Genomic DNA, 16146 nt, shown 5'->3' with positions numbered 1-16146 from the left:
ATGCCACGGTCCTCGACGAAAGGAACCGTCCCGGGTCAGAGCACGATCCAGCCCGCGGCGATGCCCACGACGCCGACGACCGCCCCCGCGGCGGCCATCCCGAGGATCACCCACTCCGCGGGCGTGAGCAGCCGGCGCCCCCGCTGGTGCCGCGCGACGAGGAACAGCGCCACGGCCGGCACCTGCACGATCAGCGAGACGAGCAGGTACGACCACCCCGCGCCGACCAGCAGGAACAGCACGTAGACCGTCGCCAGCGCCCCGATGACGAGATCGCGCCGCCTCGTCCGCCGATCATCGGATGCCGCGTCCGGCGAGATGCCGATGCGCAGCAGGTACCCGGCCGCGAACAGGAACGGCACCAGCGCGAGCGCGCTCGTGAGGTTCAGCGCGAAGTCGAACGCGTCGACCGCGAACATCGCGACCACGAGCACGGCCTGCGCGAGCACCGTGGAGCTCAGCAGCGCACCGACCGGGACGTCGCGGTCGTTCGCGCGTGCCAGGAACCGGGGCATGTCGCCGTCCTTCGCGGCGACGAACACGACCTCTGCGGCCATCAACGTCCACGCGAGGTAGGCGCCGAGCACCGACACGATCAGTCCGGCGCTCACGAGCACCGCACCCCACGGCCCGACGGCCGCCTCGAGCACGCCGGCGAGCGACGGCTGCCGCAGCGCGGCGAGGTCGTCGGCCGGCATCACGCCGAACGACACGATCGTCACCGAGGCGAACACCGAGAACACCGCGAGGAAGCCGAGCACGGTCGCGCGACCGACGTCGGCCCTGCGGCGCGCGTGCCGCGAGTACACGCTGGCGCCCTCGACGCCGAGGAACACGAACACCGTGATGAGCATCGTGCCCTGCACCTGCTCGAAGAGTCCGCCGGTGTCGGTACCGCCGAGCAGGTTCGCCGCGAACACCGCGGGGTCGAGCACCGACAGGGCGAGCACGATGGCGACGAGGATCGGCACGAGCTTCGCGACCGTGACGATGCGGTTGACCGCGGCGGCCTCGCGCACGCCGCGGCGCACGAGCAGGAAGAACACCCACAGCCCCACGCTCGACAGGGCGAACGAGAGCAGCGTGTCGCCGGCGCCGAGCGCGGGGATCACGGCCCCGAGGGTCGACATGATCAGCACCCAGTACGTGACGTTGCCGACGCATGCGCTCGCCCAGTAGCCGAACGCCGAGAAGAAGCCGATCAACTCGCCGAATCCCGCCTTGGCGTAGGCGTAGACGCCGGCGTCGAGCTGCGGGCGGCGCACGGCGAGCGCCTGGAACGCGAGCGCCAGCATCAGCATGCCGAGGCCCGCGATCACCCACGCGATGAGGGCGCCGAGCACCCCGGTCTCCTGCGCGAACGTCGCGGGCAGCGAGAACACGCCGGCACCGACCATCGACCCCACGACCATCGCGGTCAGCGTGGGCACGCCGAGCTTCACCGCACCCCGTGCGCCCTGCACGCCCCCCGGCCGGCTCATGAGCAGACCGTAGCGCGCAGGCTGCGACCGGCGCCAGCGCGAGCGGTCGGCGCCGCCGTCAGGGCTGCTTCGGCGGCCCGCCCACGGGCTCCCGCGCGGCCTGGGCGCCCAGCGCCGCCACCAGGCGGCGCCGCGCCGCGCGGTACTGCGCCGTCGGGAGGTAGTCGTTGTGCTGCGCCACCTGCCACATGTAGCTCGCGGGCGAGCGTTCGCTGGCACCGAGGTCGATCGGGTTGCCGTCGGGGTTGTAGCCGTATGCCGGGAAGCCGAGGTAGTCGGTACGCCGCCAGAGGCTGAGCCACCGGTCGGGCGTCGAGCGGTCGCCGTCGACGCCGAGGAGCCCGGCGACGGTGACGTTCCGGCACGCGATCTCGCCGCCGTTCTGCGCGGCCGGGACCGACGAGGTGGCCTCGTCGTCGGCAGCGAACGGGTTCGAGCCCCGCACCGGCTTCGGTTCGAACGTGCCCGGCCATTCGCGGCGGACCTGCCGCTTCCACGGGTCCGCGTGCCAGAGCGACGGCCCTTCGCACGGCGGCACGCCGAGCACCTGCGGACCGAGCACCGAGGGGAAGAACCGGCTGAAGAACGCGCGCAACTGGGTGCCGTAGGTGATCATCGCCACTCCCCGGAGGCGGCATCGTGCGCGCCCGTCCGGACCCACGTCCTCGACGAGCGCACCGGGCACGTTCGACAGGGCGAGCACGGTCGCCGCTGCGAGGACGGTGCCCATCGAGTGCGCCGCGAGCACCACGCCGGTCGTGCCGTCCTTCGTGTCGCGCAGCCACCGGTTGGTCCGGTCCGTGAGCTCCGGCACCGCGCGCTCGCCGTAGCACGGCGGCGAGAACGGATGCCCCGCGCGCGGGAAGAAGCACACGATGTCCCAGATCAGCGCGAGCGGCCGTTCGGCGCTCGCGGCCGCTCGGGTCGCGACGGCGGCGACCGCCGCGAGCGCGACCAGCCCCAGGATCGTGACGGATGCCGCGCGGATGCCGGCGCGGATCGACTCGGGCGCGAGCGAGCGGAACCAGTCGAACAGGTCGCTCGAGACGAGCGGCAGGAACCCGATGGCGGTGAGCACGGCGATCCAGCCGAGCAGGGCCTCGCCGCGGTGCACCATCGTCGCGGAACGCCGCGCGGCGATGATCCGCTGGTCCTTCGGGTCGAGTTCGCCGTCTTCGCGAAGCGTGTACTTCGCCCCGGGCTGGGCGACGCCCCGGCGGTTCCGGTCGCCCTCGTCGTCGATCGGCGGCACCGTGAGCTGCGGCGACCGGGTGAGTGCGGCGATCGCGGCCGCACCCGCGACGAGCACCACCGCCACCGCGATCACGGCCAGCACCACGCTGAAGCGCTCGTAGGCGTCGGGGGCGTCGAGCAGCTCGGTTCCGCGCGGGGCGGGCGTGCGCCAGATGTCCTCGGTCTGCCCCGCGTCGCTCGGCGTGCTGAGCCACGTGCTCACGCCGATCACGAGCAGGCTCGAGATGACCATGGACGACAGCAGCCCCAGCAGCATCCCGACGGCGGGTCCCTGCCCCGACCACCCGACCGTCCGCAGGTCGATGCGCTTCGTCCACGTGACCACGAAGAAGGCGACCACGCAGGCCACTCCCCCCGCGATCAGCCAGGCGACGTAGGCGGGCGCCTCGCCGTCGGCACCGTCGGGGACGAGTTCCGCCACCAGCAGGAACCCGAGCGCGCCGCACAGCAGCGGGTACGAGATCCAGGGCGACACCCGTCGCACCCAGCCGGCACCCGCGTAGGCGATGCCGAGGGCGACGACGATGAGCACCATCGGGGTGGTGATGAGCCCGGCGAAGACCGGCGAGACCTCCATCTCGACGTCGACCCGACGCGACGTCGTCACGAGCATGTATGCGACGTAGCCGACGTAGGCGGTCGCGCCGAGGGCGAGCATGATCCGGCCGCGGAACCGGTCGGCACGGTCCTTCTGCATGCTGCCGGGATTCGTCGCCATCAGCACGAAGACCGCCGACAGCACGAGCACGGCGGCACCGACCGCGATCGCGGCGATCGCCCACGGTGGCGCCGAGGCGAACCCGCGCAGCGTCTCGGCGAGCGGATCCGCCTCGATCGAGACATCCGTCGCCTGCCCGCTGAGCGCGGAATCCCAGCCGAGCAGCAGCAGCACGAGCCCCATCGCCGCGGCGAAGTGCAACTGCTCGCTCGTGGAGCTGATCCGGCACGCCGTCCAGAACCCCTTGGTCGCGAGCAGCGGCCGCGGGAACTCGTGCCGGCTGCTCAGGAACCGCTCCGAGAAGTTCGCGACGTTGGCCTCGTACCGCACGCGCCCCGTCCTCGAGATGAGGTAGATCACGAGCACCGCGCCAATCGGCGCGAGGCTGAACAGCGCCGCACGGGCGCCCCGGTCGAGGTCGCCGAGCCCGGCGAGCCACTCGGGCAGCGCCGCGCACATGCGGCCGCCGCGGAAGCACTGCACCGCGACGAGGTCGACCGCGACCGACATGAAGGCCGTCACGTAGATGAGGGTGAGCACCAGCGCGAACAGCCGCAGCGTGACCGCCCCGCGACCGCCCTTCCAGGCGAATGCGTCCGCCCGTTTCGGCGTCGGGACGTCGCGCATCCAGTAGGCGACGTTGCACAGGCCGAACGGGAGGATGAACAGCCAGCCGAGGTGCACGAACACCCGCCCGATCATCGCGAGCGCACCGCCGCCGGCGCGGGACTGCGCGCCCCACGAGTAGGCCTCCTTCGCCTCGATCCCGTCGGCGGGTGCGTCGTCCTTCCTGCTCCAGAACGAACCGAGGTCGTCGCCGGTGCGCCGGGTGATCTCGTCGCGCTCGGCCTCGAGCATCACCTCGGGCGGCGCGTTCGCGATGCCGTGGATCCGGATCTCGAGCACTCGCGGGGACTGCGCGGCGCTGCGCGCCTGCGTCTCGGACATGATGCACCTCGGCTCGACGGGTGGCAGGGATGGCGATTCGGCCACATCCTGCTCCCTGCCGGATCCCGGCGGATCAGTGACGGCACTGAGAAGCGCGGTACGCCGCCGCACGCGCTCCCCGTTCGCCCAGTGCATGACGATCCGGGCGATGACGCCGGAGCGGCATCCGTACACCGGAATCTCATGCAGACGACGGTGCCGCGATCGAAGCGCGACACGGATGCCTCGGCGGTCAGTCCGTGAACGCCACCGCCCGCACCGGCGCCCCATCGGCGTCGATCGGCAGCGGGAAGAACCCGATGCGCACGCGCTCGGGCAGCCCGGCGAGCCCCGTCAGGTTCTCGACGATGAGCGCGTCGGCGCCGAGCACGACCTCGTGCACGGGGAACGAGGATGCCCCGGCCCCCGTCGGATCCGGGCTCAGCGTGTCGACCGCGAGCACCCGCATCCCGCGCCGCACGAGCTCGGCCGCGGCATCCGGACTGATCGCGGGGTGCGCGAACGCCTCGGGCGTGCCGAACTGCAGCGCCCAGCCGGTGTGCACGACGACGATCGGCGGCACGGCCTCGGGCAGTCCGCCGTGCACTGCGGCGGCGAGGTCGTCGAGTCCGATGACCGCGCCGGGCGCCACGGCGCCGGGAACCTCCGCGCTGGGCGCCACCGCGCCCAGCGTGCCGGCTCGGCCGGCGAGGTGCACCACGAGCGCCTCGCCGACGAGCTCGTCGAGCCCGATCCGTCCGGTCGTGCGCCCGCCCGCGACGGTGTGCGACGGGGCGTCGAGGTGGGTGCCGGTGTGCGACCCGAGGTCGAGGTGCGCGACGTCGACGCCGTCGAGCGCGAGCTCGAGCGCCGGCTCGATCCGCACCTCGGGGTCGCCGGGGTAGACCTGCATCCCCCCGGTGATCCGGTGGCTGAGCTCGCGCATGCCGCCGAGCCTAGTTCGCGGCGGCGGATGCGGTCGGTGCGTCCGATCCGGTCTCGTCGGTCCCCGCGAGGTGCACGCTCCGCTCGCGCGCGTGCCGTGCGCGGTCGGGCAGCATGAGCACGAGGTAGAGCACGAAGCTCAGCGCGAACGCCGGGATCGTCGCCCCGGTCGGCAGCGGCCACACCTTGGTCCAGAGGTAGGTCGCGACCGCGCCGAGCACCCAGACGCCGACGGCCGCCCAGTTGACGCCGGCGGCGTACCAGTAGCGACCGCCGGTCGGTCGGAGCAGATCGGCGGTGTAGGCCGAACGCTTCACGAGGTAGTAGTCGACGATCATGATCGCGAACACCGGCACGAAGAGTGCGCTGATCAGCACGAGGAACTCGGTGAACTGGGCGAGCAGGCCCAGCCACGTCGAGCCGATGATCGAGATCGCACCGAGCACGAGCGCGGTCGGCAGGAACTTCAGCCGGCTGCCGTGCTTCGCGTTCACGACCGAGGTCGTCATGCCGTACACGACCATCGTGTTGGTCGCCATGACCGAGAGGAAGATGACGATCGCGAGCGGTGCGCCGAAGGCGCCGACGATGGTGGCAGGGTCGAACGCGATCGCGTCGCCGCCGCTGAGGATCACGTATCCGAGGGCGGTGAGCCCCAGCACCATCGCGATGACGGTCGACAGCGTGTAGCCGATGCCCGAGCCGAGGATGCCCGCGCGGCTCGACCTCGCGAGCCGGTTGAAGTCGGCCGACAGCACGGTCCACGACACCGCGGTCGCGATGACGATGTCGAGCACGATCACCGGCGAGTACCCGATCGACGCGTCGACCGGGATGGCCTGGAACTCCGCCGGGCTGTACGTCGTGAACGCGACGACGAAGATCCACGCGATGATCGCGAGCATCGCGACGGCGAGCCACGGCTCGACCTTCGAGATGCCCTCATGGCCGAAGATGGCGAGGATCACGACGAGCGTCTGGCAGAGCACCGAGAACAGGATCGGGTTCGAGAAGCCGGTGAGGCTCGCCACGAGGTAGTCGACGGTGACGCCGGCGAGCATCGCCTGCACCCAGCTCCACCCCATGAGGATCACGACGTTCGCGACCACGGTGAGGTAGCTGCCCCGGGTGCCGAACGCGCCCCGCGTGAGCGCCATCGTCGGCAGCCCGGTGCGGGTGCCGATGTTGCCGACGGCGGTGAGCACGACCGCACCCGCCAGCGTTCCCACGAGGATCATCGTGACGGCGGTGGCGTAGTCGACGCCGGGGATGAACAGCGTGCCGGTCAGCAGCGTCGTGACGACGAGGTTGGCGGCCAGCCAGATCATGCCGATTCGGGGTCCCGACAGGATGCCCCGCACGGGGCCGTCGTTGTCGGCCTGCGATTCGAGGCGACGGTCGAGTCGAGCGTAGAGCGACATTGCTCCTCCAGGAGGTTTCGGGTTCGGGTTCGGGTTTCAGGCGGTGGGGTTCGGGGACAGGTGCTCGTGCACGGCGACCAGGCGGTCGCCGCCGGCGGGGCCGGGGTCGGCCGGGCCGGGGTCGGCCGGGCCGTCCGGGCCGGCCGACGGCTCGACGCGGAAGACGATGGTCTCCCGCTCGCGGTACGAGTCGGCGCCGTCGGAGGTCTCGACGGAGGTGGCGACGTCGTGGGCGAACACCGCGCCGCCCGGGAACACCTGCACGTGCGGATTCGTCGACTCGCATGAGGTGACGCGCCAGCCGTCGGCGATCCATCCGGACCACAGCCGCTCGTACGCGGCGCGGTCGTCGAGGCGATCGGCCTCGACGTGGAACACGAAGGACGCCTGCGGGTCGAACGTCGCGAAGTAGCGCTCGCCGTCGGTCGCGGCGAACGCCGCGACGATCTCGGCGGCCGCGGCGAGCACCTCGTCGACGGATGGGGTGCGGCTCGTCATGGGGTCTCCGTTCCGGTGCGCGGTGCCATCGCGCTGATGAGCTCGTACGCGACGTGCGACGCCGCGACGGCGGTGAGCTGGGCGTGGTCGTAGGCGGGTGCGACCTCGACGACGTCGGCGCCGACGATCGTGCGGTCGGCGAGCGCGCGGATGATGCGCAGCAGCTCGCGGCTGGTGAGGCCGCCGGCCTCGGGTGTGCCGGTGCCCGGGGCGTGGGCCGGGTCGAGCACGTCGATATCGATCGAGATGTAGAGGGGGGCGTCGCCGATGCGGGCCCTGATGCGCTCGACGGCGACGGCGACGCCGTGCTCCTCGACGTCCTCGCTCGTCACGATCGCGAAGCCGAGGCGCGCGTCGTCGGTCAGGTCGTCGACACCGTAGAGCGGGCCGCGCGTACCGACGTGCATGCTCGCGGTGAGGTCGATGAGTCCTTCCTCGGATGCCCGGCGGAACGGCGTGCCGTGCGTGACGGGTGCCCCGAAGTAGGTGTCCCAGGTGTCGAGGTGGGCGTCGAAGTGGAGGACCGCGACGGGGCCGTGCTTCGCGTGCACCGCCCGCAGGAGCGGCAGCGCGATGGTGTGGTCGCCGCCGATGACCACGAGCCGGTCGGCCCGGTCGCCGAGCGCGAGCGCTCCGGCCTCGACCTGGGCGACGGCTTCGTCGAGGTGGAACGGGTTCACGGCGATGTCGCCGGCGTCGACGACCTGCTGCGCGGCGAACGGCGACACGTCCTGCGCGGGGTTGTAGGGGCGCAGCAGCCGGGATGCCTCGCGCACGTGCGCCGGGCCGAACCGGGCGCCGGGGCGGTAGCTCACGCCGCTGTCGAACGGGACGCCGACGACGGCGACGTCGGCGTGGTCGACGTCTTCGAGCCGCGGCAGGCGTGCGAACGTCGCGATGCCCGCGAACCGGGGCACGACGCTCGCGTCGATGGGCCCGACCGGGCCGCCGGGTACGCCGACTCGCGGTTCGGCGTCGGGCTGTCCGGGGCGGTCTTCCGCGTCGAGAGGTTGCATGTCAGTAAACCTTTGATATTCTGGAGTAAACGCATCGTCATCGTACGGTTGCGGCCCGACCGTGTCAACGAAGGAGCGGACGAATGCGCCCGGTGCACCCCGACCCGAGCGAATCGCGCGTCGCGATCGGCGCGAAGCTGCGCAACGTCCGGCGCGCGCAGGGCCTCTCGCTCTCGCAGGTCGCCGCGACGAGCGGCCTGACGAAGGGATTCCTCAGCCGACTCGAACGCGACGAGACCTCGCCGAGCGTCGCAACCCTCGTGCAGCTGTGCCAGGTGCTGTCGTTGCCGGTCGGCGCCCTGTTCTCCGAGCCGGAGGTGCAGAAGGTCGCGTTCGACGACGCTCCGCGCATCAACCTCGGCGGGACGGGCGTGGTCGAGCGGCTGGTGTCGCCGCGCAGCGAGTCGCGCGTGCAGGTCATCCGGTCGAGCATGGAGCCGGGCGCCTCGGGCGGCACCGAGCTGTACACGATCGCGAGCGAGGTCGAGGTACTGCACGTGCTCGCCGGGAGGCTGACCGCCCACTTCGTGAACGAGGACCTCCCGCTCGAGGCGGGCGACTCGCTCACCTTTCCCGGCCGCGAGCCGCACAACTGGACGGCGGACCCCGACGTCGGCGCCGAGGTCGCGTGGATCCTGGTGCCGGCCGCGTGGAGCGGCACGGCGTAGACGACGCCCGATCCGACCGCGGCGACCGGCGCCGCGGTGTCGTGCTCCTCAGCCGACGATCGCGAGGACGACGCAGCCGAGGCCCGCGACGAGGTCGAGGCCCATGCACCACAGCGCGAGCGAGCGGTTCACGACGATGTCGCGGCGGAAGTGCACGAAGTCCCATGCCGCGTGCGCGGCGAGCGCGAGGCCGCCGACGACCAGCCCGACCCGGACGTCGAACGCGAGCGCGACGACCGCGACGGCGACGTAGACGGCGCCGCCCAGCGTCTGAGCCAGCGTGTACGCCGACCGGCGGATCAGGCCGACGACGGCCAGCGCGACTCCGGTTGCGCCGAGGACGACCCAGGCGGGCAGGTCGAGCACCTCGGCGAGCCCGACGAGCAGCGACCCGATTCCGGCCCACAGCCAGCCCATCCATCGGATCCCGATCGCCGCGGCCGCGATGTAGGCGAGCACCGCCACGCAGACCACCGTCATCGGGAGGGCCGCCGAGGTGCCGCTCGCACCACCGCCGAGCAGCGCGACGGCGCCCGTCGCGACGCCGATCACGAGCAGCAGGACGACGAATCCCGCGCGCGCACGTCGGGGCGCACCCGGCGAGGCGTCCGGGATGCGGGCCGCGGTGGCCGCGGATGTCGACGGCGATTCGGACATATCCATACCCCCTATAAGTATTCTCCCGCGCTCACGATAGGCCGGTCACCGGACGCCCGCAACCGATTCGAGGCATCCGTTCGTCTCGCCGAACATGAGAATCCGGCCTACGACGCCGGAGCGGCAGCCGTAGACCGGATTCTCATGCGGACGCGACCCGTTCAGTCGGGCGCGCGGTGGATGCCTCAGCCGAGCGTGAACTCCACGACCGAGGTGTTCCCGGCCACGTCGTACACCGTCAGGGTGTTCGCGCCGGCGACCGCGCCGAAGACGCCGGGCTTGATGAAGTTGACGTCCGACCAGGCGTCGTCCGACAGGTCCTTGACCTTCCCGTTGATCTCCACCCGGTCGATCTTGCCGGCGTCGTACAGCTTGAAGCTGATGAGGCGGAAGACCTCGCCGCTCTTCGCCGTGTACGAGGCGCCGTCCTTGATCGTCGCCTTGGGCGCGGTCGCGTCGACGGTCACCGCGAAGGTGCTCGTCTTCGAGATGTTGCCCGCGGCATCCTGCGCGTTGTACTTGACCGTGTAGTCGCCCGACGGCAGCTGGACGGTCGCCCTGTGCGTCCCGGCCTTCGCGCCGCCGACGGGGGTCTGCGTCGACTTCACCAGCTTGCCGCCCTGGTAGATGTTCGCGACGATGCGCTGGAGGCCGCGGTCGTCGGTCGCGTCGACCTGCACCGCGAGCTCGCGGAACGGACCGGCCGCCGCGGGCGCGACGAGCGTGACCTCGGGGCGGGTCGTGTCGGGCTCCTCGACCGGCGGCTCGACGCCCGCCTCGGTGACCCACTTCTCACCCTCGTCGGTCTTCGTGACGGTGAACTCGTCGTAGACGGCGCCGACCGCGAGGTCGGTCGTCGCGGCAGCCGTCTTCTCGGCGAGGTACGAGCGGTAGTGCAGCGAGTCGGCCGTCACGTCGATCACCTGGTACGTCGTCACGCCCGCCCCGCGCAGCACCTGCGTCGCGCCGTTGTTGGTCCAGACGTTCTTCGCGTCGGTCTCGAGCTCGTAGTGCTTCGCACCCGAGTTGGAGACGATGTAGACCGGGCCGTCGGTGATGCCGGGGGTCTCGGTCACGTCCTCGTTGTTGTAGCCGCGCGCGTAGGTGTGGTCGTGGCCCATCATGACGAGGTCGATGTCGTGCTCCTGGAACACCGGCACCCAGTACTGGCGCAGTACGGGCTCGTCGCGCCCGGCCGACGTCGAGTACACGGGCTGGTGGAAGGTCACGACGTTCCACTTCGAGGGGCTCTCGGTGAGCACGTGGTCGAGCCAGGCCGCCTGGAACTGCGTCCACAGCGCGGCGATCTTCGTCGACGGGCACTCCGCACCCGAGCAGGCGGGCAGCCCGTCGGGGGTGAGGAACGTGGTGTCGCGGGTCGCGTTGATCGTGATGAAGCGCACGCCCTGGTAGTCGGTGAAGTACACCGTCTCGGTCGCGAACTGCGTCCAGTGCGCGAAGTACGCGGCGTACTGCTTCGCCACGTCGGTGTCGCCGACGGCGAGGTCGGCCAGGTCGCCGATCGTCTCGGTGGACGGGTTGTTGTGCGGGTACTCGAAGTTCGCCTTCCACGACTTCATGAGCTTGTCACCCGAGTACTCGTGGTTGCCGGGCGCGGCCATGACGTTCGTCGTCGCCGCCGAGGTCTGCATGCCCTTGAACCAGTTGATCCACTGGGTCTCGTTGCTCGCGGTGTCGATCAGGTCGCCGGCGTGCACCGATCCGATGGAGTCCGGGGCGGATGCCTCGGCCATCGCGACGACCTTGGGCCACGTCGAGTCGAGCCCGATCTGGGCGTCGCCGTAGTAGACGAACTGGAAGTCGGTGTCGGTCGGGTCCTCGGTGGTGAACTCGGTCCACGCGCCCCAGGCGCCCTCGAGTCCGACGCGGTACTCATACGCGGTCGCGGCGGTCAGGCCGTCGACGGTGGCGGAGAAGTGCTGGAGGGGGTTGCCGTTGACGGCACCCGCCGCGTAGGCGTCGACCGTGCGCACGTCGCCGCCGGCGGCCGGGCGGATCTGCACCTGGCCCGTGGTGTGCGAGGCGTCGCCCGCGAGCCACGAGAACGACTGGCTCACGTCGGGCGTCTCGGTGGGCGTCAGGATCACGCGGCTCGGCGGGGTCGGCACCACGACGCCGGGCTCGGTCTCCTCGATGAGGCGGATCGACGGGACGTCGAGGTAGATGTCGCTCGAGGTCTCGCGGTCCTGGTAGAGCGCGACGGCGACGGTGTTGACGCCGTCGACCAGCACGTCGCCGTCGGCGGTGAAGCTCGCGGCCGTCGGGTCGGAGTTGCCCGAGCCCGCGTACTGCAGGTTGGACGACTCGGTGACGCGGTCGGCGTGGAGGCCCGCGACGCGCTGGCCGTTGATCCACACCACTGCTCCGTCGTCGTAGACGAGATCGCCCACCACGTCGGCGACCCGATCGGCGACGCCCGCCTCGAGCGTGAAGCTCGACCGGAAGAAGAACGTCGGCACGTTCGGCGCCGAGGTGCCGTTCAGGTACTGGTTGAGCAGCGTCTTCGGGGTGCGCGGGCCGACCGCGGCGAGCTTGCCGCCCTTCGCGCCGAAGCCGCCCTGGGCCTGCTTCCACGCGGTGTCGTCGTAGCCGGTGGTCGTCCAGACCCGCAGGTTCGCATCGCCGCGGGCGGGGTCGGTGCCGTCGTCGAGGTAGCGCCAGGTCGTGTTCGCGTCGACCACCGGGGCGGTGGGCACCTCGGATGCCGCCGCCGCGGGCAGCGGCAGTGCGAGCGCGCCGGCGACGAGGCCCGCGAGCGTGGCGGCGACGGCGACCGTGCGGCCGCGTCGTCTGTTCGTGTCGGTCATGTTCTCCCTCTCGAGACCGTTCCGATCGCATGCCGGACGACGCCCCGCGATGAGGCGTCGTCCGGTCGGATTCGGTGCCAGCGAATCCGGTCGGGATGACCCGGAGGTGTCGACGCGCGCGACCGCGCGGTGAACGGCAGGGGGACGAGCGGGCCTCAGCTTCCGTCGGAGACCGGCCGCACCGGCTGCCGCAGGATCGTCTTGAGCTTCTCGGGCGCGGTGCGGCGCGGGTCGCCGAGGTAGATCTCATGGTGGTCGCCGGCGAACGTCAGTCCGCGCCCGGGCATCCACTCGTCGTGGAGTCGCGCGAGCGTCGGCCCTTCGTCGTCGTAGGAGCCGAGGTGCAGGATCTGGGCACTGGACCCCTCGTGCAGGTGGAGCAGGCGCACGAGGTCGAGCGCGGGCGGGGCATCCTGTCGCTGCTTCGCCGCCTTCGCGCGGACTGCGGTGATCGCGGCGTCGACGGATGCCTCGTCGATCCAGTCGGGCTGCGCGATGAGCATCGTCCAGCGCCACGCGTCCTTCTCGCGCGTGACGAACGTCGCCGGGTCGTCGGCCCGCCACAGCCCTTCGAGCGGCCCGACGACGAAGTCGCGGCCGGACTCCCGCTTGCTCGCGAACTTGACGGTGTACGCGGTCGCGTAGAGCCCCTCGACGGCCTCGCGGTACGCCGGCGCGGCGTTCGGGTCGCCGTGCCCGTCGACGGCGAGGTACCGCATCGGCGGCACGTCGACGAGCACCCAGTCCTTCGCGGCGCGCGCCGACGCGGCGTAGAGCGACGGATGCGCGCGCTTCAGGTCGAACTTCTCGACAGCTCCCATGACGGCATGCTAGGTTCGTCGCCCTATGGGTACTCTGATTTTCGAGTAGTGGCGACCGTGTCGAGCTCAGCTCCACGGCCGTTCCGGCGCACGTCGATGCGCACCAGCCACTGACCGCTACCCAGCAGACCCGCGCCGCGAGGCGTCGACCGTCATCCGCATCCGGATGCCGCCAGCACGGCGACGCCGACGGTCGACCCGCCGCAGCGGGTCGGAATCGAGGCTTCCATGACCCGATCACTCCATCATTCCTCCGCCTTCCTGGCCCTGCGCGGCGCGACCAAGCGCTTCGCCGACCGCGTCGTGCTCGACCGCGTCGAGGTCGCCACCCGACCCGGCGAGCACGTCGGCGTCATCGGCGACAACGGCTCGGGCAAGTCGACCCTGCTCCGCCTGCTCGCCGGCTCCATCGAGCCGGATGCCGGCGACGTCGTGGTGACCGCTCCGGGCGGAGTCGCCCTGCTCGAGCAGGTCGTCGAGCTGCCGGAGCATGCGACCGTGCACGACGCGATCGACGCGTGCTCCGGCGACCTGCGGGCGCTCGAACGCGCACTCGGCGACGCCGGGCAGGCGCTCGGCGGCACCGACGGCGCGGGCCTCGCGGGCGAAGACCTGCAGGTCGCGCTCGACCGATACCAGTCGCTGCTCGACCGGTACGAGGCCCGCGACGGGTACGGGGCATCCGCTCGGCTCGACGCGGCGCTCGACGTGCTGGGCGTTTCCGGGATCGACCGCGGCAGGCCGTGGTCGACGCTCTCGGGCGGAGAGCGGTCGCGCGTCGCGCTTGCCGCGACGATCGCGGCGAACGCCGAGGTGCTGCTGCTCGACGAGCCGACGAACGACCTCGACGACGACGCGTGGGACTGGCTCGTCGCCGCCCTGCGGGCGCATCGCGGGCTCGTCGTCGCGGTCACGCACGACCGCGCGTTCCTCGAGGCGTTCACCGACGCCATCTGGGAGGTCGACGCCGGCTCGGTGTCGAGGCACGGCGACGGCTACTCGGGCTACCTGCGGGCGAAGGCCGCCGAGCGCGAGCGCCTGCGGCTCGCGCACGAGGCCTGGACCGAGGAGCTTGCGCGCCAGCGCGCCCTGCTCGGGGCGAACGCGTTCAAGCTCGACGCGATCCCCCGCCGCATGGAGAAGGCGGGTTTCGGGCACGGCGCGTTCCGCCTGCGTGGCCGCGACCACGGCGCGATGGGCCGTATCCGCAACGCGAAGGAGCGCGTGGCGAGGCTCCTCGACGACCCGGCTCCCCCGCCGCCGGAGCCGCTGGTGTTCGCGCCGAGGCTCGAGCGAGCGGCATCCGGTGGCTCGGATGCCGCCGCGACCGGGACGGATGCCGCTCCGCGACCGCTGCTCGAACTCGCGGGCGTACGCGTCGCGGGCACCGACGTCGACGACCTGTCGCTCGGCCCCGGCGATCGCGTCCTGGTCACCGGTGCGAACGGCGCGGGCAAGACCTCGCTGCTTCGGGCGATCGAGGGCGAACTCGCGCTCGACGCCGGCCGCGCGTCGGTCGAGGGCCGCGTCGGCCACCTGCGCCAGCACACCACGGCGGGCGGGACGAGCACGGTGCTCGAGTCGTTCGCGGCGGGCACGCTCGACGACGTCGAGACGGCACGTGACCGGATGCTCCGGCTCGGCCTGTTCCGCGGGCCCGAGCTCGGCGTCGCCGTCGGCGCGCTGTCGTACGGCCAGCGGCGCAGGCTCGAACTCGCGCTGCTGGTGAGTCGCCCGCATGACGTGCTGCTGCTCGACGAGCCCACGAACCACCTCTCGCCCGACCTCGTCGACGACCTCGAGCGCGCGCTCGATTCGTTCGAGGGCGCGGTCGTGCTGGTCACGCACGACCGGCGCATGCGCGAGCGGTTCAGGGGGCGGCGGCTCCGGCTGGAGCGCCGGTGCCTGCTGGCGGATCCGGCCGCGTGAGGCCGGGCGGCGGCGCAGCGGCCCGCTGCGCCGCCGCGAGCCGGGCGATGCGCGATCTCGCGTTCCGCTCGCTGGGCGACATCCGCCCGAGCACGAGGGTGCCGCCGGCCAGCAGCAGGCGGGTCGTCGTGATCGCCGGCCACCAGGGCCGGCGAAGTCCGAGCAACTCGCGCACCTCGGCGGGCAGCGACGCGACGGCGCCGGCGAACAGCATCGGGTAGAGCCGGCCGGTGAGCCCCGGCAGGCCCGGGCGGCGCAGGAACCGCAGTGCCTCGCGCACCCGGTCGTCGACCTTCGCCTCCGCGAGGTACCCGGCGAGCTCGGCTCGCAGTTCGGCCGCGTTCTCGGGCGGATCCACCACGCCCATGAGCCGGCCCGCCTGCGCCCACTCGCGCACGTACGCGTCGGCACCGCCCGGGATTCGCCCGCCCCAGGTCAGGTGCGCGCCGAGGAACGCCTCGGTGAACGCGTCGTGCACCCAGCGCAGCAGGTGCTGGTCGTTCGCCGCGTACGGGCGAGGTGCGCCCGCGGCATCCGTGTACGTGCCGGTCACGCGCTCGTGCAGTCTCGAGACGTGCGCGGATGCCGCGGCCGCCTGCCTGCGGTCTCCGAAGGTCGTCGTCGCGACCCACCGGATCGTGCCGTCGAGCCGGCCCAGCGGGTCCTCGTTGTAGCGCGACCACTCGGCGACGCCGGCCATCGCGCCCGGGTGCAGCGTCTGCAGCAGCAGCGCGCGGATGCCCGCCGCCAGGGTCGGCAGTGCCCCGTTCACGGCCCAGACCGCGCTGCCCGGGCCGAAGAATCCGGCGTCGTCACCCTCGGCGAGCGCCCGCGTCCACGCGGGCTGCTCGTCGCGACTCAGCCGCGAGCGTCCGCGGACGCGCCACCTGACCGCGTCACCGCCGGAATCGCCTCGCCGGGCCATAGTCGACGATACCCGGGAGATCTCGATCATCGAGGGCGGCGATCGAGGCGTCCGCCCC

General features: G+C 72.1%; 12 protein-coding genes. 2 read left to right on the top strand and 10 right to left on the bottom strand.

All coding sequences use genetic code 11. The features are described from left to right. Positions 1-35: 35 nt before the first annotated feature. The 6 genes from ELQ40_RS04570 to speB form a co-directional block, all read right to left on the bottom strand. Entirely contained in the window at positions 36-1481 is a 1446-nt protein-coding gene (locus ELQ40_RS04570) for a basic amino acid/polyamine antiporter (RefSeq protein WP_127792625.1), read from the bottom strand. Between the two features lie 58 nt (positions 1482-1539). Next, the gene (locus tag ELQ40_RS04565) at positions 1540-4401 is read right to left on the bottom strand and encodes a hypothetical protein (protein ID WP_127792624.1); all 2862 of its coding nucleotides are present in this window, start codon (positions 4399-4401) and stop codon (positions 1540-1542) included. Positions 4402-4633: 232 nt separating this feature from the next. Next, the gene (locus ELQ40_RS04560) at positions 4634-5326 is read right to left on the bottom strand and encodes a cyclase family protein (RefSeq protein WP_127792623.1); all 693 of its coding nucleotides are present in this window, start codon (positions 5324-5326) and stop codon (positions 4634-4636) included. Between the two features lie 10 nt (positions 5327-5336). Then, positions 5337-6746 carry a cytosine permease gene (locus tag ELQ40_RS04555; protein WP_127792622.1) on the bottom strand — a complete coding sequence of 470 codons (1410 nt, stop codon included), beginning with the start codon at positions 6744-6746 and terminating at the stop codon, positions 5337-5339. Positions 6747-6782: 36 nt separating this feature from the next. After that, the gene (locus tag ELQ40_RS04550; protein WP_127792621.1) at positions 6783-7244 is read right to left on the bottom strand and encodes a nuclear transport factor 2 family protein; all 462 of its coding nucleotides are present in this window, start codon (positions 7242-7244) and stop codon (positions 6783-6785) included. After that, positions 7241-8260 (bottom strand): agmatinase, encoded by a 1020-nt coding sequence (gene speB, locus ELQ40_RS04545; protein ID WP_127792620.1) that lies wholly within the window; start codon positions 8258-8260, stop codon positions 7241-7243. The genes ELQ40_RS04550 and speB overlap by 4 nt, the downstream gene beginning before the upstream one ends. An 83-nt stretch (positions 8261-8343) precedes the next feature. Between speB and ELQ40_RS04540 the strand changes: the two genes are divergently transcribed. Beyond that, positions 8344-8928 (top strand): helix-turn-helix domain-containing protein, encoded by a 585-nt coding sequence (locus ELQ40_RS04540; RefSeq protein ID WP_127792619.1) that lies wholly within the window; start codon positions 8344-8346, stop codon positions 8926-8928. A 48-nt stretch (positions 8929-8976) separates the two neighbouring features. On the opposite strand, the gene ELQ40_RS04535 is transcribed toward ELQ40_RS04540, so the two are convergent. The 3 genes from ELQ40_RS04535 to ELQ40_RS04525 form a co-directional block, all read right to left on the bottom strand. Continuing rightward, the gene (locus tag ELQ40_RS04535; protein WP_127792618.1) at positions 8977-9585 is read right to left on the bottom strand and encodes a hypothetical protein; all 609 of its coding nucleotides are present in this window, start codon (positions 9583-9585) and stop codon (positions 8977-8979) included. 185 nt (positions 9586-9770) lie between these two features. Next, positions 9771-12413, bottom strand: coding sequence for a fibronectin type III domain-containing protein (locus ELQ40_RS04530; RefSeq protein WP_127792617.1), 2643 nt, complete (start codon positions 12411-12413; stop codon positions 9771-9773). 155 nt (positions 12414-12568) lie between these two features. After that, the gene (locus ELQ40_RS04525) at positions 12569-13234 is read right to left on the bottom strand and encodes a GyrI-like domain-containing protein (RefSeq protein ID WP_127792616.1); all 666 of its coding nucleotides are present in this window, start codon (positions 13232-13234) and stop codon (positions 12569-12571) included. A gap of 228 nt (positions 13235-13462) precedes the next feature. On the opposite strand from ELQ40_RS04525, the gene ELQ40_RS04520 reads away from it, so the two are divergent. Further along, positions 13463-15163 carry an ABC-F family ATP-binding cassette domain-containing protein gene (locus tag ELQ40_RS04520; RefSeq protein ID WP_127792615.1) on the top strand — a complete coding sequence of 567 codons (1701 nt, stop codon included), beginning with the start codon at positions 13463-13465 and terminating at the stop codon, positions 15161-15163. Here the strand turns inward: ELQ40_RS04520 and ELQ40_RS04515 are convergent. After that, positions 15105-16088, bottom strand: a complete 984-nt coding sequence (locus ELQ40_RS04515) for an oxygenase MpaB family protein (protein ID WP_127792614.1) — start codon at positions 16086-16088, stop codon at positions 15105-15107. The two genes, ELQ40_RS04520 and ELQ40_RS04515, sit on opposite strands and share 59 nt — an antisense overlap. Positions 16089-16146: the final 58 nt, after the last annotated feature.

Source organism: Agromyces sp. LHK192 (assembly GCF_004006235.1).
Taxonomy (GTDB): Bacteria; Actinomycetota; Actinomycetes; order Actinomycetales; family Microbacteriaceae; genus Agromyces.
Note: the sequence above shows the minus strand (reverse complement) of the source record. Positions and strands in the feature narration are given on the sequence as shown.

Bases quoted from the DNA above. Each gene is read 5' to 3' on its own strand.
- ELQ40_RS04515 (WP_127792614.1), bottom strand. From the start codon at position 16,088: ATGGCCCGGCGAGGCGATTCCGGCGGTGACGCGGTCAGGTGGCGCGTC.
- ELQ40_RS04565 (WP_127792624.1), bottom strand. From the start codon at position 4,401: ATGTCCGAGACGCAGGCGCGCAGCGCCGCGCAGTCCCCGCGAGTGCTC.
- ELQ40_RS04525 (WP_127792616.1), bottom strand. From the start codon at position 13,234: ATGGGAGCTGTCGAGAAGTTCGACCTGAAGCGCGCGCATCCGTCGCTC.
- ELQ40_RS04535 (WP_127792618.1), bottom strand. From the start codon at position 9,585: ATGTCCGAATCGCCGTCGACATCCGCGGCCACCGCGGCCCGCATCCCG.
- speB (WP_127792620.1), bottom strand. From the start codon at position 8,260: ATGCAACCTCTCGACGCGGAAGACCGCCCCGGACAGCCCGACGCCGAA.
- ELQ40_RS04570 (WP_127792625.1), bottom strand. From the start codon at position 1,481: ATGAGCCGGCCGGGGGGCGTGCAGGGCGCACGGGGTGCGGTGAAGCTC.
- ELQ40_RS04540 (WP_127792619.1), top strand. From the start codon at position 8,344: ATGCGCCCGGTGCACCCCGACCCGAGCGAATCGCGCGTCGCGATCGGC.
- ELQ40_RS04520 (WP_127792615.1), top strand. From the start codon at position 13,463: ATGACCCGATCACTCCATCATTCCTCCGCCTTCCTGGCCCTGCGCGGC.
- ELQ40_RS04530 (WP_127792617.1), bottom strand. From the start codon at position 12,413: ATGACCGACACGAACAGACGACGCGGCCGCACGGTCGCCGTCGCCGCC.
- ELQ40_RS04550 (WP_127792621.1), bottom strand. From the start codon at position 7,244: ATGACGAGCCGCACCCCATCCGTCGACGAGGTGCTCGCCGCGGCCGCC.
- ELQ40_RS04560 (WP_127792623.1), bottom strand. From the start codon at position 5,326: ATGCGCGAGCTCAGCCACCGGATCACCGGGGGGATGCAGGTCTACCCC.
- ELQ40_RS04555 (WP_127792622.1), bottom strand. From the start codon at position 6,746: ATGTCGCTCTACGCTCGACTCGACCGTCGCCTCGAATCGCAGGCCGAC.